General features: G+C 55.3%; 19 protein-coding genes and 1 tRNA gene. 5 read left to right on the top strand and 15 right to left on the bottom strand.

Annotation, left to right across the window (positions count from 1 at the left end):
• Positions 1 to 28: 28 nt before the first annotated feature.
• The 5 genes from AB3175_RS06860 to nadA form a co-directional block, all read right to left on the bottom strand.
• Positions 29 to 754, bottom strand: coding sequence for a Smr/MutS family protein (locus AB3175_RS06860; protein ID WP_367360209.1), 726 nt, complete (start codon positions 752 to 754; stop codon positions 29 to 31).
• Between the two features lie 168 nt (positions 755 to 922).
• Positions 923 to 3,772, bottom strand: a complete 2,850-nt coding sequence (uvrA, locus tag AB3175_RS06855) for an excinuclease ABC subunit UvrA (protein WP_367360208.1) — start codon at positions 3,770 to 3,772, stop codon at positions 923 to 925.
• A 37-nt stretch (positions 3,773 to 3,809) separates the two neighbouring features.
• Complete coding sequence (locus AB3175_RS06850; protein WP_367360207.1) at positions 3,810 to 4,778, bottom strand: peptidylprolyl isomerase; 969 nt, start codon at positions 4,776 to 4,778, stop codon at positions 3,810 to 3,812.
• Between the two features lie 164 nt (positions 4,779 to 4,942).
• Positions 4,943 to 8,545, bottom strand: coding sequence for a transcription-repair coupling factor (gene mfd, locus AB3175_RS06845; protein WP_367360206.1), 3,603 nt, complete (start codon positions 8,543 to 8,545; stop codon positions 4,943 to 4,945).
• Positions 8,546 to 8,665: 120 nt separating this feature from the next.
• On the bottom strand, positions 8,666 to 9,577 hold the full coding sequence (nadA, locus tag AB3175_RS06840; RefSeq protein ID WP_367360205.1) for a quinolinate synthase NadA: 912 nt from the start codon (positions 9,575 to 9,577) through the stop codon (positions 8,666 to 8,668).
• 218 nt (positions 9,578 to 9,795) lie between these two features.
• On the opposite strand from nadA, the gene glp reads away from it, so the two are divergent.
• The 3 genes from glp (at position 9,796) to AB3175_RS06825 (ending at position 12,170) form a co-directional block, all read left to right on the top strand.
• Positions 9,796 to 11,046 carry a gephyrin-like molybdotransferase Glp gene (glp, locus tag AB3175_RS06835; RefSeq protein ID WP_367360204.1) on the top strand — a complete coding sequence of 417 codons (1,251 nt, stop codon included), beginning with the start codon at positions 9,796 to 9,798 and terminating at the stop codon, positions 11,044 to 11,046.
• 82 nt (positions 11,047 to 11,128) lie between these two features.
• Positions 11,129 to 11,226: transfer RNA gene (locus tag AB3175_RS06830), tRNA-Sec, on the top strand.
• Between the two features lie 554 nt (positions 11,227 to 11,780).
• Positions 11,781 to 12,170 (top strand): hypothetical protein, encoded by a 390-nt coding sequence (locus AB3175_RS06825; RefSeq protein WP_367360203.1) that lies wholly within the window; start codon positions 11,781 to 11,783, stop codon positions 12,168 to 12,170.
• 98 nt (positions 12,171 to 12,268) lie between these two features.
• Here the strand turns inward: AB3175_RS06825 and AB3175_RS06820 are convergent, their stop codons facing one another.
• The 6 genes from AB3175_RS06820 to AB3175_RS06795 all read right to left on the bottom strand — a co-directional run bounded on the left by AB3175_RS06820 (position 12,269) and on the right by AB3175_RS06795 (position 14,741).
• Positions 12,269 to 12,556 (bottom strand): type II toxin-antitoxin system RelE/ParE family toxin, encoded by a 288-nt coding sequence (locus AB3175_RS06820; RefSeq protein WP_367360202.1) that lies wholly within the window; start codon positions 12,554 to 12,556, stop codon positions 12,269 to 12,271.
• Complete coding sequence (locus tag AB3175_RS06815) at positions 12,556 to 12,822, bottom strand: type II toxin-antitoxin system ParD family antitoxin (protein WP_367360201.1); 267 nt, start codon at positions 12,820 to 12,822, stop codon at positions 12,556 to 12,558. The genes AB3175_RS06820 and AB3175_RS06815 overlap by 1 nt, the downstream gene beginning before the upstream one ends.
• A 428-nt stretch (positions 12,823 to 13,250) precedes the next feature.
• Entirely contained in the window at positions 13,251 to 13,568 is a 318-nt protein-coding gene (locus tag AB3175_RS06810; protein ID WP_367360200.1) for a helix-turn-helix domain-containing protein, read from the bottom strand.
• 73 nt (positions 13,569 to 13,641) lie between these two features.
• Positions 13,642 to 13,935 carry a type II toxin-antitoxin system RelE/ParE family toxin gene (locus tag AB3175_RS06805; RefSeq protein WP_367360199.1) on the bottom strand — a complete coding sequence of 98 codons (294 nt, stop codon included), beginning with the start codon at positions 13,933 to 13,935 and terminating at the stop codon, positions 13,642 to 13,644.
• Positions 13,936 to 14,080: 145 nt separating this feature from the next.
• Positions 14,081 to 14,290: a hypothetical protein gene (locus AB3175_RS06800; protein WP_367360198.1), complete on the bottom strand. Its 210-nt coding sequence runs from the start codon at positions 14,288 to 14,290 to the stop codon at positions 14,081 to 14,083.
• A gap of 13 nt (positions 14,291 to 14,303) precedes the next feature.
• Complete coding sequence (locus AB3175_RS06795) at positions 14,304 to 14,741, bottom strand: hypothetical protein (protein ID WP_367360197.1); 438 nt, start codon at positions 14,739 to 14,741, stop codon at positions 14,304 to 14,306.
• Between the two features lie 219 nt (positions 14,742 to 14,960).
• Here AB3175_RS06795 and AB3175_RS06790 point away from each other — a divergent pair, with 219 nt between their 5' ends.
• Together AB3175_RS06790 and AB3175_RS06785 are read left to right on the top strand one after the other, a co-directional pair.
• A complete protein-coding gene (locus AB3175_RS06790) occupies positions 14,961 to 15,206 on the top strand; it encodes a helix-turn-helix domain-containing protein (RefSeq protein WP_367360196.1) in 246 nt (81 codons plus the stop codon).
• Positions 15,199 to 16,449 carry a type II toxin-antitoxin system HipA family toxin gene (locus tag AB3175_RS06785; RefSeq protein ID WP_367360195.1) on the top strand — a complete coding sequence of 417 codons (1,251 nt, stop codon included), beginning with the start codon at positions 15,199 to 15,201 and terminating at the stop codon, positions 16,447 to 16,449. The genes AB3175_RS06790 and AB3175_RS06785 overlap by 8 nt, the downstream gene beginning before the upstream one ends.
• A gap of 42 nt (positions 16,450 to 16,491) precedes the next feature.
• Here AB3175_RS06785 and AB3175_RS06780 read toward each other — a convergent pair whose 3' ends face one another.
• From AB3175_RS06780 to AB3175_RS06765, 4 genes are all read right to left on the bottom strand, one after another.
• Positions 16,492 to 18,312: a PAS domain S-box protein gene (locus AB3175_RS06780; RefSeq protein WP_367360194.1), complete on the bottom strand. Its 1,821-nt coding sequence runs from the start codon at positions 18,310 to 18,312 to the stop codon at positions 16,492 to 16,494.
• Positions 18,201 to 19,304: a PocR ligand-binding domain-containing protein gene (locus tag AB3175_RS06775; protein WP_367360193.1), complete on the bottom strand. Its 1,104-nt coding sequence runs from the start codon at positions 19,302 to 19,304 to the stop codon at positions 18,201 to 18,203. Before AB3175_RS06775 ends, AB3175_RS06780 begins: the two co-directional genes overlap by 112 nt.
• Positions 19,305 to 19,639: 335 nt before the next feature.
• Positions 19,640 to 20,761, bottom strand: coding sequence for an ABC transporter permease (locus tag AB3175_RS06770; protein WP_367360192.1), 1,122 nt, complete (start codon positions 20,759 to 20,761; stop codon positions 19,640 to 19,642).
• A gap of 1 nt (position 20,762) precedes the next feature.
• The gene (locus AB3175_RS06765; RefSeq protein WP_367360191.1) at positions 20,763 to 21,896 is read right to left on the bottom strand and encodes an ABC transporter permease; all 1,134 of its coding nucleotides are present in this window, start codon (positions 21,894 to 21,896) and stop codon (positions 20,763 to 20,765) included.
• Positions 21,897 to 21,898: the final 2 nt, after the last annotated feature.

Raw genomic sequence — 21,898 nt, 5'->3', positions numbered from 1 at the left:
CAAAGCGGAATTTTCCCCGGCCCGCTCCTTAATTGCCCCGCCGTTTCGCGGATTTTCCGGAAAACGGGCGCTCCCGGAGGAGGACGTAAGTCGCTCCTGCGCCCCCATCGAAGGATTGGGCGCTGGAAAAGGCGATGAGCCATTTCTTCCAGGCCCTGGAGGTCAGCCGGGCGCGGACGCTGTTTTTCAGCACCGGCTCGGCACGCGAGGAAAGGCCGCGTCCATGGATGATCAGAACGGCCCGCTTCCCCTTTGCCAGGGCCTCCTTGAGAAAGGCGTCAACGGCTGTTTTGGCCTCCTGTGCGTTCATGCCATGAAGATCGATGAAGGCCTGGATGGAAAAATCGCCGCGATGAAGCCGCCAGGCGTAGGACGAAGGGACGGAGCATCCCGTTCCTTCCATATATTCCGGCGTTTCCGAGACGTTGAAGCCCTCTCCCATCTCAACGAGCTTCCGCAGGCGCAGAAAAGCCTCAGAGGCTCCGTTGTCCGGCGGACAGAGGGCTGCAGCCGGTGATCTTCCGATCGCCCCCACATCGCTTCTGCCTTCGTCCAGGGGCTTAACCCCCTCCCTTCTCATGGCGTCCAGAAACTGCCGACGCTCCGCTTCGACGTCAAGGAACCTATCGCCCCGCCCGGCTTTCGGCGCTGCCGAATCCCCGGCGGCCGGGGGAAGAGCGGCGCTTTTTTTTGAGACCGGGACAGCGATATTCTCAAAGGGGTTGAAGGTCAACGGGAAGAGTGGAGCAGTCATGGGTTCACCTCCTGTTTTGTATTCAGAAGATGCCTGTTGTTTACCGGAAAACTCTGTTCAGGGCAACGGGTTTTCCTCTCCCGGCTGCTGAAAAACCCTTTTCCTGCCCGATATGCTCGGCAAATTCGGGCCTTCCTGAATTCCTGGTTCCTGAAATGAGCCGCCTATTCACGGATTTCCGGTCACGGATGTCCGGTTGTCTTCAGCTTCGAGAACGGCGCGCAGAAAACGGCCCGTGGGGCAGGACTCCACGGCGGCCACCTCTTCCGGGCTTCCGGCGGCCATAATCCGCCCCCCGCCCGGACCTCCCTCGGGGCCGAGATCGATGATGTAATCGGCGGATTTGATGACATCCAGGTTGTGCTCGATGACCACCACCGTATTGCCCATGTTCACCAGGCGCATCAGGACATCCAGCAGCTTCTGGATGTCGGCGAAATGCAGCCCGATGGTCGGTTCGTCGAGTATGTAAAGGGTGTTGCTGTTGGCCCGTTTGCCCAGTTCCCGGGAAAGCTTGATCCGCTGGGCCTCGCCCCCGGACAGGGTGGTGGCCGATTGCCCGAGGCGGATGTATCCCAGGCCGACATCGTAGAGGGACTGCAGGCGGCCGCGGATGGAAGGGATGTTCTCGAAGAAGGCAAGGGCCTGATTGACGGTCATATCCAGGACATCGGCGATGTTTTTGTCCTTGTATCGGATGTCCAGGGTATCGGGATTGAAGCGTCTGCCCCCGCAGGTGTCGCAGGTGACATACACATCCGGCAGGAAGTGCATCTCAATCTTGATCAGCCCGTTTCCTTCACAGGCCTCGCAGCGTCCGCCCTTGACGTTGAAGCTGAAGCGACCCGGCTTGTAGCCCCGCATCCTGGACTCCGGCAGCCCGGTGAAGAGGTCCCGGATGTAGGAAAATCCGCCGGTATAGGTGATCGGGTTGGATCGGGGGGTTCTGCCGATGGGCTGCTGGTTGATCAGGATGACCCGCTCGATGCCGCCAAGATCCACGATGCGCCGGACCTTTCCCAGGCCGCCCCTGCGGTTGTTCAGCCGCCTGAACATGACCCGGTAGAGGGTTTCAATGATCATTGTGCTCTTTCCGGACCCGGATACGCCTGTGACGGCGGTGAAGACACCGACCGGTATCTTGATCGTGAGGTCCTTCAGATTATGCTCGTGGGCGCCTTCCAGGTGGATGAAACGCGAGGAAAGAGACCGCCGGGCTGGGGGAAGGGGAATGGAAAGGCGTCCCGAGAGGTACTGTCCGGTCAGGGACTGTATGCTTTGCATGATTTCCCCGGGAGTGCCCTGAAAGGTCACCTCCCCGCCGTGGACGCCGGCGCCCGGTCCCATGTCGATGATGGAGTCCGACGCCAGCATCATGTCCTGGTCGTGCTCCACCACCAGAACGGTGTTTCCCATGTCCCGCAGGCGCTTCAGGGTCGCGATCAACCGTTCGTTGTCCCGCTGATGGAGTCCGACGGTGGGCTCATCCAGGACGTAGAGGACCCCGACCAGGCCCGAGCCGATCTGGGTTGCCAGCCGGATGCGCTGCCCTTCGCCGCCGGAAAGGGTTCCCGCGGAGCGGGCCAGATCCAGGTAGTCCATTCCCACGTCGAGCAGAAAGGTCAGGCGATCCTTGATCTCCTTGAGGATCCGCTCTGAGATGAGCATTTCCTGGGTCTTCAGGGACAGGGAAAGGAAAAAATCCATACACTCCCGGATGGAAAGCAGGCAGACCTCATGGATGTTCCTGCCGTTGACCCTCACGGCCAGGCTTTCCTTCCTGAGGCGTGTGCCCAGGCAGGTCGGGCATTCCCGCAGGCTGATGTATCGCGACAGATCCATCCTTGCGGTGCTGTAGGGGGATTCGCGGTAGCGCCGGTCCAGTTGGGTGAGCACGCCTTCAAAGGAGCGGTTGTAAAAGAAGCGCCTACCGCCGCGATCGATAAAGAATGGGATCTCCTCTTCCCCGGAACCGTAAAGGAGAACACTCCGAATCTTATCGGACAGATCCCGGAACGGAGTGTTGAGGTCGAAGCCGTAATGCTGAGACAGGGCGTCCAGCATCGAGAAATACTTCATGGAGCTGCGTCCCGCCCAGGGGGCGATGGCGCCTTCGCGCAGGGACAGGGCCGGATCGGGGACGACCAGATCTTCGTCAAAATACATCCGCGTTCCCAGGCCGCTGCAGTCCGGGCAGGCGCCATAGGGGCTGTTGAAGGAAAAGAGCCGGGGCGCCAGCTCGGGGAGGCTCACCCCGCAGACCGGGCAGGCGTAATGTTCGCTGAAGAGGATTTCCTCCCCGGCGCCTAAATCGATGCGGACCAGGCCGTCGGTCAGGGCGGAGGCCGTTTCCAGGGAATCGCGGAGGCGCTGCCGGATGCCTTCCCGAAGAACCAGGCGGTCGACGACCACGTCGATATTGTGCCGGCGGTTCTTGTCCAGCCGGATCTCCTCCTCCAGTTCACGGGTTTCACCGTCTACCCGGACCCTGACATAGCCTTCCCGCTGCAGTTTTTTGAATTCCTTCTGAAACTCCCCCTTTTTCCCCCGGACGATCGGGGCCAGGACAATCAGGCGGCTTTTTTCCGGAAGGCTGAGGATCGTTTCCACCATGGAATCGATTTTCTGAGAGCGGATTTCCCGTCCGCAGACGGTGCAGTGGGGGATGCCGATCCGGGCGAAGAGAAGGCGGAGGTAATCGTAAATTTCCGTAACGGTGCCCACGGTGGAACGGGGATTGTGGCTGGCGGACCGCTGCTCGATGGCGATGGCCGGAGACAACCCCTCGATGGATTCCACATCCGGCTTGTCCATCTGGCCGATGAACTGCCGGGCGTACGTGGAAAGAGATTCCACATATCTGCGCTGGCCCTCGGCATAGATCGTATCGAAAGCCAGGGAGGATTTCCCGGAACCGCTGACCCCGGTGACGACGACCAGCTGGTTGCGGGGGATGTCGAGGCTGATGTTTTTAAGGTTGTGCTGTGACGCACCCTTGATGCGGATAAACTCTGACATGCAAAGACAAGCCTTGAGGCGTGCATCCGGTTCCGGATTACAGCTTTATTTCTATGTGCGATTTGGCCCTTAATTCGGTGAGCCAGGAATCCAGTTTCTTGTCGATCTTCTCATCCTCGATTCTGGATTTAATTTCTTCCCGAACCGTTTCAATCGGCTTGTTGCCTTCGCCGCGGCGGTCCGTCACCTGAAGGATGTGAAAGCCTACAGGAGATTCAATAACGTCGCTGATCTCGCTTGTGCTCAGGCTGAAGGCGGCTTTTTCCACTTCGGGCAGCATGGTTCCCTTTTCCACAAACCCGAGGTCTCCACCGGAGGAGGCCGCCGGGCCCTGGGAAAACTGCGCCGCAAGACTGTCGAAGGATTCGCCTCCCTTGAGGCGCTTTCCGATGTCCGTCGCCTGGGCCTGAAGTTTTTCCCTGACTGCGTCATTCATGTCTTTGGGGAAGACCAGGAGGATCTGCTTGAGCCTCACCGCTTCGCTCCCTTCATAGGAATCCCGGTGCAGGCGATAGTATTCGCCGATTTCCTCGTCGGTTACCATAACCTTGGCGCGGACTTCCCGCCGGACGAGGCGCGTCCGCATCATGGTTTCCTTGGCTTCCCTCTTGTAGGTTTCCAGGGTTTTTCCCTCAAGGGCAAGGGCCTGCTGGAATGCCTCCTGGCTCATCTTCCTCCTGGCAAGCATCCCCCGGATCGAGGCCATAACCTCTTCATCCGTGACGGTAATGCCTGATTTCCTCGCTTCCTGCTCGATGAGCAGGGTGTCGATCATCCGGTCCAGGAGGCTTCGCCTGGTCTGCGCCATGACCCGGTCCTTGTCGGGCCCCTTATAGCTCTCTTCGATCTTCTGCCTGTAAGTTTCAAAGGCGGTATCCAGCTCCACGAGGGTGATGACCTCGTCATTGACAAAGGCGACAATGCGGTCGACCACTTCCGCCCGTCCTGATAACGCGAAGGTCGGGATGGCCAGCAGGACCAGGGCAAGGATACGTAGCTTTTTCAAGGAATGCCTCCTTCATGAAATGGTATTTTGGTGTTGTCCGTCTCAACCCCTCCAGTCGCCTGGAAGGCAAAAAATGCAAGATGAAGGGAACTCTAGCAGAATGCGCTTCCCGCTTCAATTCTTAATTCGGGTTCCGGAGCTGTTTCCTCCGAAGGGCGCCCTTTTCAGGAAAGCAGCCGCAGCACTTCCCCCGCAGCGGAAAGGATTTCCTGCCCCTGAAGACCGGGAAGGGGGATATAGAGCTTGTAATCGGGGGTCAGGCGCAGGCCGCGGTATTTCCGGCGGGCGAGGGCCAGGATCCGATCCGGCTCCACCGGGGTGTCGGCGGAGAAAAAGATGAATATCTGCTTCGAGTCGTAGCCCATTTTTCTGGCCCGGATCCCCTTCAACCGGCTGCGAAGGCGGATGACGCCGAGAAGGTTGGCCACTTCCGGCGGAAGGTAGCCGAAGCAGTCCGCCAACTCTTCCCGGATTTCCTCCAGTTCCTCATCCGAGTCGGCCGTGGAAATCCGCTTGTACGTCACCAGCCGCCGGTGAACGTCTGCCATGTACTCTTCCGGGATGTAGGCGGGAAGCCCCATGTGAATTTCCGGAACAATCTCCTCTTCGGGGATGGCCTCCCCCTTGATCTCGCGAATCGTTTTTTCCATGAGCTCCGTGTACAGCTCATAGCCGACCGCCGATACGTGTCCCGACTGCGAGGTTCCCAGGAGGTTGCCGCCTCCGCGGATCTCCATGTCGCTGGAGGCGATGCGGAAGCCGGATCCGGGTTCCGAAAAGTCCATGATGACCTGCAGGCGTTTCTGGGCGTCCCGCGATAGCAGCACCCCCTTGGGGACAAGGAGATAGGCGAAGGCCTCCTCGCTCGATCGCCCCACGCGCCCCCGTATCTGGTACAGCTGGGCCAGGCCGAACCGGTCCGCACGGTTGATGAGCATCGTGTTGGCCGTGGGGATGTCCAGGCCGGATCCGACGATGGTCGTGCAGACCAGGACGTTGCATTCCCTGCGGAGAAACCGGCCCATGGCATCCTCGATTTCCCTGGGCTTCATCTGTCCGTGGACGACACTGATCTCCGCCTCCGGGACCAGCTTTTCCACGAGGCGGGCCATGGTGTAGATCGATTTGACCCGGTCGTGAAGGAAGAAGACCTGCCCCTGGCGGGCCAGCTCATTCCGAATGGCGTCCCGGATGATTTCTTCGTTGAACTCCAGGACATAGGTCCTGATGGTCTGGCGGTCCTCGGGCGGCGTGTTGATGATGGACAGATCGCGGATTCCCACCAGGGAGAGATGCAGGGTGCGTGGAATCGGCGTGGCCGACAGGGTGAGGACATCGACCAGCGTCCTGAGCTTCTTCAACTTTTCCTTGTGGGAGACGCCGAAGCGCTGCTCTTCATCGATCACCACGAGCCCCAGGTTCTTGAAGGTCACATCCTTCGAGAGCAGCCGGTGCGTGCCGATCACGATGTCCACCTGGCCCCTGCGGAGTCCATCCAGGACCGCCGACTGCTCCACCCTGTTCCGGAAGCGGTTGAGGGCCTCGATGCGGATGGGGTAGTCCTTCATGCGGCTGACGAAGGTGGAAAAATGCTGCTCCGCCAGGATGGTCGTCGGGACAAGCACGGCGACCTGCCTGCCGTCCATGACCGTACGGAAAGCCGCCCGCATGGCCACTTCCGTCTTGCCGAATCCCGCATCGCCGCAGATCAGCCGGTCCATGGGCTTCGCGCTGTTCATGTCGTTGTGGATGTCTTCGATGGCCCGGGCCTGATCGGGGGTTTCGTCGTAGGAAAAGGCGGCGCAGAATTCTTCATACACGGCATCCGGGGGAGCGAAGGCCCGCCGCTCCATGATCTCCCTGGCGGCGTAAATGGCCACTAGCTCTTCGGCGACTTCCCGGATGGATTTCTTGACCCGCTCCCGCACGGCGTCCCAGGATGTCCCGCCCAGTCTGTCGACTTTGGGGATGTAATTGTCGGGGCCGATATATCGGGAAATCTGATCAAGGCGGTCCACGGGAAGATAGAGCTTGTCGCCGCTCTGATATCCGAGCAGGAGGAAGTCGTTTTCAATGCCGCCGACGTTCAGCTTCTGCATCCCCTGGTAGAGGCCGATGCCGTGGTCCTTGTGGACGACGTAATCCCCTTCCTTCAGATCTCCGAAAGAGCGGAGAAAGTATCCCTCCCGGGCGGAGCGGACGCGCTTGCCCGCTATTTTCTTCCCGAAAAGCTCCTCTTCGCTGATGGCGGCCAGGTTCAGGTCGGAAAAGAGAAAGCTCCGGCTCAGCCTGCCCTCCCTCAGGCTCAGTGCACCGGGTCCGGAACCAAGCAGGGCCTCGTCGATCAGCAAGCCTTCAGGCATCCGGACGGTCAGCTCGTAGTCTTCCAGGAGGTGGTGCATCCGCTGAAGGTTTCCCTTGCCCGAACAGAAAATCGTCACCAGCATGCCCGACTGCAGCCACGGCCGGATCCGCTCGATGAGCGGTGAAAGGAGGGTGTCCTCGCTGCCGGGCCCCCGATGGAGATCGCCCAGTCCCGGGTCCGTGTCCAGGGGAAGGTAAAGGGATTCCGCCCTTGACGGGGTGGAATCCGCGCCGGCTCCGGGGTGGGATTCCGGCAGGCGGTCAAGAGCAAGCCCCTCCAGGATCATCCGTTGAAAACGACGCAGGTCTTTCAGGAAGGAGGACTTGCTGACATAGGAGGCTTCCCGTTCCAGGTAGAATTTTTCTTCCCGTCTCGCCTTCAGCAGGCAGCGGTCAATCTCGTTCTCAATGCTCTGGCCGGCATTTTCAATGGCCAGGGCGTCGTCCATCACGATGAGGCATTTCCCGGGAAGGTAATCGAAAAAGCTCCCCAGCGGGCTGGTCTTCGGTGAGATGCCCCGTTCCGGCGCACCGGAGTCCGGCTCCAGGGATTCATAGAACAGGGGCAGAAATAGAGGGTTCAGCGATGTGGACAGGCCCGCGTCGATCATTTCCGATAGGTGCTCCCGCACGGTCCGTGGCAGCTCCAGGGCTTTCGCCCTGCTGTGGATGTTGCGCAGCGCCTGCTGGCGGCAGTCTTCAGAAAGAATCACCTCTCTTGCCGGGCACAGCACGAAGGCATCCCGACGGCCGGTGGAGCGCTGAGAGGCGGGGTCAAAGGCCCGGAGAGATTCGAGGTCGTCCCCATCGAATTCCAGGCGGAGCGGCTGGTCCTCCATGGGCGGGAAGAGGTCCAGCACATGCCCCCGCAGACTGAATTCCCCCTTTTCTTCCACGAGGGTTGTTCGCTGATATCCGCCGGCGATCAGTTTGGCGACAAGATCCTCCCGCGGGATCTCGCTTCCCGGCGTGACAATCTCCAGGTATGCGTCAAGAAGGCTCCGGGGAACAACTTTCTGCATGAGGGCCTTCAGGGGGGCGACGATGATGGCTGGTTCATCCGCCAGCAGGCGGGCCAGAACCTCCATTCGGACCAGTTCGACCTCGCGCTGCAGGGCGAACATGTCGATGCTCTGGATGTCCCAGGGAGGGTACAGGAAAACCTTGTCCCCGCCGAGAAAGAGGGAAAGATCCGAAAAGGTCTGCCGTGCCTCTTTCTCCGTCGGGCTCAGGACGACCATGGGCCTGCCGAGCTTCCGCGACAGGGCCGCGATGAGGAAGGCGTTGGCCGAACCGTGCAGCCGGTTCACGGATAACTGCTCCGCGCCGTGGTCTATCTTTTCATAAAGCATCCGGAGAACCGGAGCGGAAGGGCCTTTGGATGTGGAAAGTATTTTTCTCAATGTCACAAAATTCCGGCCGGAATCGGCCAGGGCGGAATTCCGGTCATCAAGCGTTCTTCAAGCAGGCCTTTTTGTCGTGATCAGAAAGGCGGCAGCCGTTTGAATCAGGGGACTCCTTCTTCAGCGGATGGCCAGCATCCGGTCCAGGGCCCTCTTTGCCGGAATGCGGATCGCCTCGGGAACCTTCACGACCGGCTTCATCGTTTTCAGGGATTCCAGGATGTTTTCCAGCGTGATCATCTTCATGGTCTGGCAGACAAGATGTTCGGAGGGGGAAATAAAGATCTTTTCCGGGTTCTGCTTCTTGAGCGGGGTCATGATCCCGATCTCCGTGCCTACGATGATTTCCTTGGCCTCCGTTGTCCGGCAGAACTCGATCATGGCTGACGTGCTGCCCACAAAGTCGGCCATTTCCACGACGGCGGCGTTGCATTCCGGATGGGCGATGAAGAGCGCGTCGGGATGTTCCGCCTTGGCGCGGGCGATCTCCTCCGGTTGAACAAAATGGTGAAAGGGGCAATAGCCGTCCCAGGGAATGATTTCTTTGTCCGTAAACCTTGCCACGTAGCGGGCCAGATTGCCGTCGGGGATCATGAGGATCTGCCGCGAATCCTGAAGGCTCTTTACCACCTTGACGGCGTTGGACGAGGTACAGCAGATGTCCGAGTGCGCCTTGATCTCCGCCGAGGAATTGATGTAGGTGACCACGGCTGCGTCCGGATACCGCTGTCGGGCCTTTTCCAGTGCGCCGGGCGTGATCTTGTCGGCCAGGGGGCAGCCCGCATCCAGGTGGGGCAGGAGGACGGTCTTGTCCGGGCACAGAATGGATGCGCTTTCCGCCATGAAATGAACCCCGGCGAAAACAATGACCTCTGCCTCCGTCTGGGCGGCCTCGATGCTCAAGGCCAGAGAATCCCCAAGAAAGTCGGCAATTTCCTGAACCTCTTCCCTCTGGTAATAATGGGCCAGTAGAATGCCGTTCCGTTCGCGAAGCAGATCGCGGATTTCCGACTGCAGGTCTGATCTGTTCATAAGTCGAGTCCTCGATTCCTTGATAGGATGAAACTCCTGTTAAGGGAAATATAATATAAAAACACACATTACAAGATGAAAAAACAGAGGATTGTGGTTGTTGACAGAACGGGGGAATTGGGATAGCTTTCCGGACAGTTCCAGAGCCTGCGAACTGGACGGCGTTTTCCATGGGTTTCTACGGGGAGTGGGAAAATCGGTTGAAAAAAAGGTGCGCCATGATTCAAGTTGAAGATGCCCTGAATATCATCTTAAAAGAGACGTTTCCTCTGGGTGCGGAAAAAGTCGCTGTCCTTGAAAGCCTGGGGCGTGTCCTCGGAGAGTCCGTTTATGGTGGGCGGATTATTCCGCCACGGGACAATTCCTCCATGGACGGTTACGCCGTACGCGAGGTGGATACGCAAGAGGCTTCTCCTTCCAATCCAATCATTCTGGACGTGATCGAAGACATTCCCGCCGGGTCCATTCCCAAACGGGCCATCGGGATCGGCCAGGCGGCAAGGATCATGACGGGTGCGCCCATTCCGGAAGGCGCTGATGCCGTGGTCAAGGTGGAGGACACCCGGCAGACCGGACAAAGGGTAGAGTTGACCGTTGCCGCGAAAAAAGCGGAAAACATCCGGTTCGCCGGCGAGGACGTCCGTGAAGGAGAAGAAGTCATCCCTGCCGGAACCGTCGTGCGCCCTGCGGAAGTGGGGATGATGGCGGCATTGGGGAAGTCCTTTGTCTCCGTGTATCAGCGCCCCGTGGTGGCGGTCATCGCCACAGGCGACGAACTGGCGGACATCGACGACCCGGTTTCATCGTGGAAGATCGTCAACAGCAACGCCTACTCCCTGACGGCCCAGATTCTGCAGTGCGGAGCCGTTCCCCTCTTGATGGGCATCGCCCGGGATAACCGGGAAGATCTGCTGGCCAAGTTTCGGCCGGCCCTCCGGGCCGACGTGATCCTTTCTTCCGGAGGGGTGTCCGTAGGTGATTACGACATGGTCAAGGATATCATGACGGAAGTGGGTACAGACATTGAGTTCTGGCGGGTGGCGATGAAGCCTGGGAAGCCCCTGGTGTACGGCAGGATCAGTGGAAAGCCGATTTTCGGCCTTCCGGGAAACCCAGTGTCTACAATGGTCTCATTTGAACAGTTTGTCCGTCCCGTTCTCCTGAAGATGATGGGGCACCGATTCCTCTTTCGAAGAACCGTACAGGCGGTTCTGAAGGAAGGATTGGACAAGCAGCCGGAGCTGACTTATTTTGTGCGCGTTCATGTGGAGCGCGAGGGCGGCGGTTATGTGGCGGTCCTCACGGGAGAGCAGAGCTCCGGCATCCTTAAATCCATGGTGCGGGCCAACGGCTTGGCGATCCTTCCGAAAGGCGTGCGGAACATTTCTTCCGGAGAGCGGGTCACCGTGCAGATGATCGACGACTCGTTCAACATGACCCTGAATCCGGAATATTTCCAAGAGAGATAATGGTTGACAGGCATCGCCTGTTGGGGTTTAATACCCCCTCTCAAAAAGAACGTCCATATTACCCGCTTTACTCTTTTCCAACGGAAGTGCCAAGGTCACTGGTGGGCCTCCCGGACTTCAAATCCGGTGTGGGGCGCTAAAACCGTCCCAGGTGGGTTCGATTCCCATGCACTTCCGCCAATTATAATCCGATACAATCCAAAACAGTATAAAAAGCCTTGATTAATCAGTCTTTTTTGTATCTCCTGTCGGGGGTTGTCCAGCAAAATCCATCTATAGACGCACTTTTTCGGGGTAGATATTCCGTAGGATACCCCGAAAAAGGTAAACTGGATACCCTATAAAAGGAGAAAAACCTAATTACCGCGATCAAGATCATCGACTATGTCCTGAAGGTGAAGGAATTGAATGATATCGAACAGCGGCTTGATGCCATAGAAAAGGCCGTTCCCAACATGAACAAAAGAAGATCATTCAACAGCTAAGGAAGGAGGACGATCGATGCGAGGAAACATTTTGAAGAGTTTGGAAATTATGGAACATGCAATAAACGTCGGGGGTGAAATTCCTGATAAGGAAAAATCTCAAGGCACCACGGTTGACCGCTCTTTTGTCCTGGCCACCAAGCGATTTGACAAGCATTTGACTTACGTCTCGATGTCGAGACACCGGGAAGATGCAACGATTATTACGGCAGGAATGATTTCAAGAACCGTGAAGCCCTGGTCCATTCGGTGGAAAAGAGGAATACAAAATCGCTGGGAGAGGACTTTGCCAACCATCGAGGTTATGAAACCCTTGAAAGAGAGGCGGACAAGTTCAAGGAAATCTCCGTCTCGGGAAAAAGCTACCTGGAAGTTCCCAAAGGCCGTCTGAATGAGCCGATCACGGGCGAATATTGGGGCGACATCAAGGTTCAGGGGAAAAACTATCACCGGATTGAAAATCTTGAAAGTGGACAGAAATACCTCGTCCCTGCGACAGAGCAGGGAGTACCCCCAATGCTACGGCTTCGGGATGTGGTGTATGACGGCAAGGATGTCTTGAAAGCGGCGGAAAAGGTTCGTGATATAGCCAAAGACAAAGCTATTGACAGGACAATGGAAAGGCTTCTGGAACGATGAAAAAAACCCCAGATAGATATACACAGGCAGCCATCATCACAGCCATCATTTTTCTTGTCCTAATGACTCACGGCCGGATTGGATGGCTGTGCGGAATCTTAAAATAAAGCCTCAATATCCATCATGCCATGCAGGACCCTGACAATCGCAATACCCCCCTTAATCGGCATGTAGAAAATCAGATATTTACCAATAGGGAAACTTTGCAAGCCGGGGTGGAGGTCATCCCGATTCCGGCCCATCTCTGTAAACCGTGCAAGCTTTTGGCAAGTTTCCTCGATTTCATCAAGAAATTGATCCGCATGGTCGGGGCTGTCCTGGGCAATATACAACCAAATCTCGTCAAGATCGTTTTCAGCCTCGGGGTGCTTGATAATCCTCGGCATTAGCCGGTTGCCTTCTTTTGTTGAGCGGCAAGCCGCTTGCGGCCCCGCGCTTTTATGGCTTCCACGTCTAAAGGTGTTGGCTCACCGCTCTCCAAGCCTTTCTTGATTGCCATCTTCAGTTCTTCAAAACGAATGGCGTGGATTCGGTCTCGTTCTTCGAGAAGGCGCAGGGCTTCGCGCAAGACTTCGCTTGCAGAGCCATAAAGCCCACTGGCGACTTTTGCTTTAACCAGTTCTTCAAGCTGCGGCGTAAGGGAAATGTTCATGACTTACCTCCTTTTTTCTTTATATAAAGAATAACATTAAATGTCAATCTTTGTCATAGAAAAGGGTAACATGGAAATTCCCCAACACCCAATCAGAATCCTCTGAGTAAGTTCGATAAATTACTCTACTTCAAAGCGCCGCCGAGGCGGCGTGGGTCGCTATCGAATTCATGCCACACCGAGGCCAGCAGTGGAGAAGCGCTTGGCCTCAATTACAGCCGCTGAACGTCCATGACGATCACAGAGCACATAATCCGCTCGCGTCCCGTCCGGCAGGATATATTCATAGCGGACACTGTTCGGGTCCTGCGTGTTCCATCCTTGATCGGCGAGCTGGGCATCAATCACTACGCGTGAAAAGGCTTCATTATTCGGCATGAGCTTAGAGTTTGACCTTTCAACTTGTAGGAGGAAGGGTTAAATCTGTTTTAGGCTATTGCTTCTAGGCCTTTTTTCTGCACTAGGGCAAGCAGCTTAAGAGAGGGGCCACGCGGCTCTTTTTCTCCTCTTTCCCATTGGCTCACCAAGCCAACTGTCACATTCAGATATTTTGCAAATACGGCTTGGCTGACCCCTGCTTTTTTTCTGACTGCCGCGATTTCCTTCGCCGAAAGCTTTTCTACGCTCGTCAGGCAAGATACATCGAAATCACGCATCGTCTTTGTGTCTATCAGACCAAGGCGATGTAGGCCGGTCGCCGTCTCGTGCAGCGCTTCAAGCGCTTCACTCTGATATTTTTTCGCCATGGTAGTTTACCTCCTCTAATTCACCTGCGTTTAATGCTTTGGTTATGCCATCATCATTGAAACTCATTAATATTTACGCCATTTTTTGGTATACATCCAATTCCACGGCGCTCAGATTGGCCTTTGTGCTCTTCGGAAAACCATACACGAACACGGCTCGATTTTTTGCGCGATAGACAACAATTGTTCTGTAGCCGCCTCTTTTTCCCTCGCCTGCACGTGCCAGCCTCTTTTTGGTAAGGTTTTCCCCAAGATCACCGTCATGCAGGCCATTTTCTAATTCCTGGACGGCATCCGCCAGTTTCTTATCGCTGAGATCCTCTTTTCGTGCAAAGCGTGTAAACCACTTGGTTTTGAATATCCGCACTCAGCTCCTCCAATCCTTAGACGGAATATAATACTTGGTGTTATACATTGCAATAGTTTTTATCGGTCTGAAACCATTTTAGTTCTGTGCCGCCGCTCGGCCTGTGTCCCGCCGCAGCCGGAAATGGACTTTTACCCCACTTGTTTTAACATACAAAGGCTTCTCCTGAAGGATTGATTTCAGAATAGCTCCTCTGTCGTTGATGTTTTCGCAGCTCTCTGGCTGCTTCCAGTTTTCTGTCTCGCTCTTTGAAGATTTCTATGTCTCTGGCTTCAAGTCTGTCCAAGGGGGAAACGTACCCGATGGCGCTGTGCAGCCTGGTCTCATTGTAATACGTGATGTACTTTTGGACCATTCTACGGGCATCGTCATGGGAAAGTGCTCCGATTGCACCGGTGAAGCGTATCATCGGCGATCAGCACCTTCATGTTGGCGGCGCCGGCCAGTGGTTTAAGCTCCTCTTGGATTCCCTGAGCACTCAACAACAGCAGGAATCTTCTCCAATGGGTATGGACTGAGTTGAGAAGGCGATACACCGTGTCTTTGGCCATGCCACAGCTTCCTCCTGTTTCGAGGGTGCGGTACAGGTTCTTGCCGGTAAAAACCAGGGTGAACAGCATGCGGAACACAACGACAGGAGAAATCCCCTTTTCCTTGTCGATGTTACTGCGCTTTCGCAGATTACCGATTTTCTGATTTTGAAAGAACTGATGGATCTGGTTTTTACCGGAAATGTTGTCTGTTACAATCTGGCATATCGCGTCACCCCGTGCGGGAAAGGGGTATTGTTGGGGAACAAAACCCACATATCACACTTTGTGATGCTATAATAATAAATACAACATGTTGTAAGTATTTTACGCCTTCCGACCACTTTCTTGATCTGATCACGAGAACGTGTCTTTTGTATGCCCGTCCGGTAATGTTTGAGAGCATGAAAACATTCAATCTTTTTATTATTCCCTATCGGGAATATATTTCTTGACGATTCCTCTCTGAACGATTATTGTTCCCGAAAGGGAATTATGGAGGAAAGAAATGTGAAACACAAAGCAACGACAGTGGCGGATATTGGCACAGCTGTCAGAGAAAAACGCAGGGAAGACGATTTGACACTGGCCGATGCAGCAGCTTTATGCGGTGTCGGGTACCGGTTCATGTCCGATTTGGAAAACGGCAAAGCGACGGCGCAGCTTGGGAAAGTCCTGCAGGTTCTGACGGCGCTGGGGCTCGATGTTTACATCGAAGCAAGGAATTGGCCGAATGAGTAAAGTGGTCGGCATGGATAACCCTGGCCTGGATGTCTATCTCTGGGATCAAAAAGTCGGACGGCTCTGGCTGGATGATAAAAGACGCTTTGTGTTTCAATATGACACGGAATGGATACATCAGAAGGGTTCCATTCCCTTGTCGCTGCACCTTCCTTTGAGAGAGGAGACATACCCTGATGACGCCGCCCGCCCTTTTTTTTCCAATCTCCTGCCGGAGGCTGAAGTCAAACGGGCCATTGCCCAACGCTTGAGAATTTCTGAGAGCAATGACTTTGCCTTGTTGAACGGCATCGGCGGGGAGTGCGCGGGGGCGGTATCCGTAATGCCCGAGGGAATGGCTCCCGCCATGAAACCCGGCTATCGGGAACTCCATGGAGAAGAACTGCACCGGATGATCATCGAGCTTCCCCGAAGACCGCTGCTTGCCGGAATCGAAGGAATTCGACTTTCGCTGGCCGGCGCGCAGAACAAGTTGCCTGTTTACATGGAAGACCGCCGCATCTTCATCGCCACGGGAAATGCGCCCAGCAGCCATATCATGAAACCGCCGATCAGGGATCTGGAGGATACGGTTGGGAATGAAGCCTTCTGCATGATGCTCGCACACAAAATGGGATTGTCGGTTCCGCCGGTTACAATCCGTCGGGGTCTTGATCGGATTTTCATCATCGCGCGCTATGACCGCAGCAAAGACACGGATGGCCGCATCGTGCGTCTGCACCAGGAAGACTTCTGCCAGGCCCTGGGATTTCTCCCCGAACAGAAATACGAAAGTGAAGGCGGCCCGTCTTTAAAACAGTGTTTTACCTTACTGCACGAAAAAAGTATCCGTCCCGCCGCCGATCGAATGGCCCTTTTGCGGTGGATGATCTTCAATGTCCTGATCGGCAATGCCGACGCTCATGCTAAGAATCTGGCCATGCTTTTTACGGACCGGGGGCCGCGACTCGCGCCTTTTTACGATCTGATCTGCACGCAGGTCTATCCTGATTTGATGGACAAACAGGCCATGAGGATAGGTGGTGAGAACAGACCGTTCTGGATGATTAGGAAACACTGGGAACGATTCAGCGAATCAATCGGGATCAAGCCGAATCTTGTTTTGAAAACATTAAAGGAAATGTCCGCCGCCGTCCCCGCGGCGGCGCAAACGCTGTCAAGCGAGTTCAATCAAATAGACGGGACGTCCACAGTCATCGAGAAGATACGGACTGTCATTGAGAAGAGGGCAGAGTCTGCCTGAGGTGTTGAAGGCAGAGCCTTGACCCTTTCCCATCTTCCTCCTCTACGAAAAAGAGCGCAGTAATATCTGAAGATTGCTCTTTTTGTTCTTCAATCCAAGCTTCTTCCTGATGTTTTCCCGATGGAAATCAATCGCGCGCTTTTTTGCATCCAGGATTTCCGCGATCTCCTTGGTTGTCTTGCCGTCCTTTATCAGAGTGGCAATCTGAATTTCCCTTTTCGTAAGATTCAAATATCTTGAGGTCAACTTCTTGACAAAGGGTGAAGCTATCTCGTCCAGACGATTTTCCGCTATCTGAAGGAACCCCCTCTGGACTTCATCCAACGGCGTCTTTTTCAGCTGTTCCAGATAGGGTAGAACCTGCTCCCGGATGTTGGTGGTCACTCGTTCCTTGAGTTCTTCCGTATCCTTTTCGATGGTGTCCAGCAGAACGTTCAAGGTCGTATTGACCTCCTGAAGATTCTGCGCCTTGACCCTCAACTCTTTCTCCCGTTCCAGCAACGACTCTTCGGCATGCTTCCGGTCCGAATTGTCGAACAAAGAACCCCGGCTCATCAGATAACGGCCATTTTCATCCGAGACCGCCGTTGCGTTGATGAGTACGGGCAATCGGCTGCCATCCTTTCGAATAACGGTGTACTCATGGTCACGCGCCCAGCCCCGCTTTTTGAAGTCAGAAAATTTCGTCATGAACAGGGCCTTTTCTTCAGCCGGCAGCAGATCGGAAAATTTCATCTTTCCGACCATCTCCTCGCGGGAATATCCAAGCCAGGAAAGTTCCGTCCTGTTGACGCGAAGATAGGTTCCATCCTCTGCGAGGGAATGGTAGCCGCAGGGTGCATTCTCGTAGAGGTCGGTGATTTCCTCTGCGTATCTTTTCAGTTGTTCCTCCACCTTTTTCTTTTCGGTAATATCCTCCGCAATCCCCTCCAGATAGGCTATCGTTCCGTCTGAGTTGAGCATCCGCCGGATTGCCATTTTCCCAATCATAATACTTCCATCCTTGCGAATGTGGGGGATTTCTCCATAAAACCATTCACGTTCCTCCAGTGTGGAAAGAATCAGATCCCGGTTTTCGGGGGTTGTGTGGAGATTGGTGGCCGTGTTGAAAACGGAGGAAACCACTTCCTCCGGGGATTCATACCCGAGCATTTCGGAGAAAGCCTTGTTACACCGAAGGAAGCCGCCCTCAGGAGAGGTCTGAAACATGCCGATCGAAGCATTCTCGAACAGATTTCGGTATAAGGCTTCACTTTTCGTGAGGGCCCTTTCCATGTTCTTGAGGTGGGTGATTTCCAAAAGAGAAACTACGCTTTTCGAGGTTCCCGGTATCATGGAAACCGTCACATAAACATCCCGAAGCGAACCGAATCGGTCAATCACTTTCATCTCATAGTTCTTGGGGGCCGCTTCCGGATTCACCCTTCTCAGGCGATGATATTCCATCAACTGTTCAATATCCTCCTGCAGCTTGAAATCCTTCCAGCTTTTCTTCCCTTCCAGCTCATCTCTCGTGTAATGAAACAGGCGCTCAACCTCCTTGTTCGCCAGGGATATGGTCGTATTATCCTCGACAATCAGGGTGGCTGTCCCCGTGTTTTCAAAAATGGTGTGGTATTTATTTTCCGATTCGCACAAAATTTCCTCAACCCGCTTGCGCTCTGCGATTTCCAAATTCAATTGCCGGTTTCTTTCTTCAAGCTGGGAGGTGCGCTCTTTAACCAACGCCTCTAGGTGGCTGCCGTACTGCTTCAGCGTCTCCTCGGCAGTTTTGCGCTCGGTAACATCTTCGGCAAACCCTCGTAATAACGGATTTTCCCCTCCGCGGTGCGAACGGTTCGACCTCGCAGGTGTATCCAGCACAGGCTGCCATCCCTCCGGCGCATTTGCGTTTCAACGCTTGCATTGTTCTGCTGATCCAGGAGCGAAACAAATTCCGTGCGGCCTTCAGGGTCGGCGTAGAGCTGCTTGCCTGCATCGGTCACCCTGCTCATCAATTCCGACGGCGAATCATAGCCGAAGATCCTGGCCATCGCCGGGTTGGCTTCAAGAAATCGGCCTTCAGGGGATGTACGGTACATTCCTTCAATGGCGTTTTCAAAAATCCCCCGGTATTTTTCCTCTGCCGCCCTGAGAGAATCCACCAGGGTATTCCGATCCGCCGCCAGCCGCTTCAGGTTCATATTATTGAAGCTGAGCTGGGAAAACATCCGGGCAAGCTTCATGAGAAACGCCATTCCGGCATCCACGGATTTTCTGCTGAATCGTGGAGCCGCTTCCAGTGCCGCAAGATACTCTTCTTCAGGAAACCCGTATTTCCTGGCCTGCAACCGGAACAGTTCCTCATCGGGGGGGGTATCATCGAAGAAGAATTGCCCGGAAATGATGTTGGCCATGTGCCTGCCGGCCACCACGATCGGGGTCGCAATCTCCCACATGTTGTTCTTGCACCTGTAGAGCCGGTACTTGCCTTCCGGTATGCCGGAGGACAGCTCAATATCACTTTCGATGCAGTTCCTGCAGGTTTCGGGGTGCATCCGATGGAATCTCCGGCAGATCTCTCCCCATCCCGGGCCGGCCAGCACCCTGCCCTTGAGGTCGACGATCGCCAAGGGGATGCCGGCAAACTTCTGGAAGCTGTCCATCAGGGAATGAATGCTCGGAACATCGATGACGGAGGAAAGCTCCAAATCGTCCAAAGATCCTTCGAAGCGAAGCATTTCCTTGTCTGGTGAGTCTCCTCTCTGTTCGACGGGTTTGTCATAGTGACCTCCGGATTCCGATTCCTGAAGGAGTTCAATCATGGTATCCGAATCATTGACACGCTGTAGTTTGGTTTTGTTCTCGCCTTTCATAACACGGTATCCTTTTACGTATTGCTGAAAAATCGTTCCCTGCCGACGGCAGGGATCAACAATCATGAAGTTAAAAAAATCATCCGAATTCTTTCAACAAAGTCCGAGCTCTTCCGCCTGGCGGAACGGCAGACGGCAGCAAGGGAACATGGGCGCATCGCCTTTGTTGATCGTCGCCTTTCCTGGTCAAATCCGCCTGTGGATGGGCGGACGACAGCGAGGGTACAACGATTTCTTTCTCTTTTTCAAATCAAAAGTTTATCGAAGGGGTGAACCGTTGAGAGGTCTGAAGTCTGGAGAAGCGCCGGGATTTCGACGGTCCATCGGCGCCGGTTTCAGTCAAGCCGCTTCCGGAACCGGGCGACGGCGCCGACAAAAACGGCCAGCCCCAGGACCGCCATGGCGGCAAATTGAGGCCACAGGATCTCCATCCCCACCCCCTTGAGAAAAATCCCCCGGATGATGACCAGAAAATAGCGAAGCGGATTGAGCAGGGTCAGCCATTGAACGGTTTCAGGCATGTTGTCGATGGGGAAAACGAAGCCGCTGAGCATGAAAAAGGGGAGGATCACGAAGAACGTCGTCATCATGGCCTGCTGCTGCGTTCCGGAAATCGTGGAAATGAAGAGTCCGATTCCCAGCGTGCTGAGCAGAAACAGGCAGGCGGCAAGAAGGAGAAGAAGAATGCTGCCCGCCAGGGGAATCTCGAACCAGAAGACGGCAATGGCCGTGACGATGACCATCTGGGAAAGAGAGATCACGATGTAGGGAATCGTCTTGCCGAGAATCAGTTCAACCGGTGAAATCGGCGTTACCATCAGCTGCTCCATCGTTCCCGCCTCCTTTTCCTTGATGATGGCCATGGAGGTAAAGAGGAGGGAGATCAGCATGACGACGAAGGCCACAATGCCGGGAACGTAGAAATTCTGGCTGTCCAGATTGGGGTTGTACCAGGTGCGAACGCGGGCATCGATGCGGCCGTAGTCCATCCGCAGCGGGTGAAGCTCCCTGATCAGCTGCCGGTTCAGCCGGTCCAGGACGAGCATGGTGTAGGCGATCCGGATGGAGGCCATATTGCTCATGGTTCCGTCCGCCAGGATCTGAATCCGGGCGGTCCGCCCTTTCCGGATTTCCGAACTGAAATCGGGGGGGATCTTCACGGCCAGATCGATCTTTCCCTGAAGAAGGAGCTTTTCCAGGGAGGCATCATTTTCCGGCCGGTAGCGGATTTGAAAGATTCTGTTTCCGCTGAAGGAATCGGCGACTTGGCGGCTTTCCACGGTCTGTGACTGATCCATGAGGGCCAGCCGGATGTTCCTGATGTCGTAATTGACCACGTATCCGAAAATCAAAAGCTGAATGATGGGGGTAATGATCAGAAGGGGACGGTTACGCTTGTCACGGAACAGCTGAATAAATTCTTTCCGGACCAGTTCCCGGATGCGCAGCCAGCTCATTCTAGATTCCCTCCCGCTTCAGCGCGAAGAAACTCGCAAGGGCCAAAACCAGGAACATGATCAGCAGAACGAGCAAGGAGAACCACAGCTGGGCAAATCCGAGGTTCTTGAGATAAACGCCGCTTAAAATCCTGATATAGTAGGTTGCCGGGACGAATTGAGCCAGAAGCTGCAGGGGCCTGGGCATGTTGAGAATCGGAAACACAAAGTTCGACAGCAGCAGGGAGGGCAGATAGGTAACCAGCACGGCGACCTGATTGGCGACGAGCTGCGATTTGAGAACGATGGAAATCAGGAGCCCGAGGGTGAGGGCAACGGCCAGGTAGAGCCCGGAGGCGAGAATCATCAGCCAGAAGCTTGATTTCATGGTCACGCCGAAGAGGAACTGCCCCATGAGGATGGCGATCAGGACGTCGATCATGCCGATGATGAAGTAGGGAATGGCTTTCCCGGCAAGGAATTCCCCCGTGTTCAGGGGGAGCGACTTGATGGTTTCCAGGGTGCCGTTTTCGTATTCTCTGGCCACAACAAGTGAGGTCAGCATGGCGCCGACGATCATGAGGATGACGGCGATGTTTCCGGGGATGATGAAATTCCTGCTCTCCAGGTCTTCGTTGAACCAGACGCGGATCCTCCCCTCAAGGGGGGGGCGGATCGGTTCTCTCCCCTGGCGGTTGAGAAAGTCGTCCAGGAGCCGGAGATTCTGGTTTTCCAGAAAGGCGTTTATGTAGCCCCTGGCGATACTGGCATAATTCGGATCGCTGCCGTCAAGAATGACCTGTAGCGGTGCCTCGCGATCCCTGGCGAGGTTGTTCGAAAAGTCCGGCGGAATCACGATGGCCAGGAGGGCCTGCCCCTCGTCCAGATAGCTGTCGACCTCCCGGATGCTCCCTGGATGGGCGACGACGTCAAAATAGGAGGAGGAGTCGAGCTTCCGGATCAGGTCCCGGCTGGCGGGGGTCGCATCGTGATCCACGACGATCGTCCGGATGTGGTTGACATCGAGGCTGAGGGCATAGCCGAACAGGAGGATGAGGAGCAGGGGAAGGGCAAAGGCCAGGTAAAGGCTGCGGACATCACGGAGGAGGTGATAGAATTCCTTGCGGATGACCGCTTCGACCTTTGCCGGATTCATCT

Origin of the sequence: Syntrophus sp. (in: bacteria), from assembly GCF_040768185.1 — a bacterium.
Classification (GTDB): domain Bacteria; phylum Desulfobacterota; class Syntrophia; order Syntrophales; family Syntrophaceae; genus Syntrophus; species Syntrophus buswellii.
Note: the sequence above shows the minus strand (reverse complement) of the source record. Positions and strands in the feature narration are given on the sequence as shown.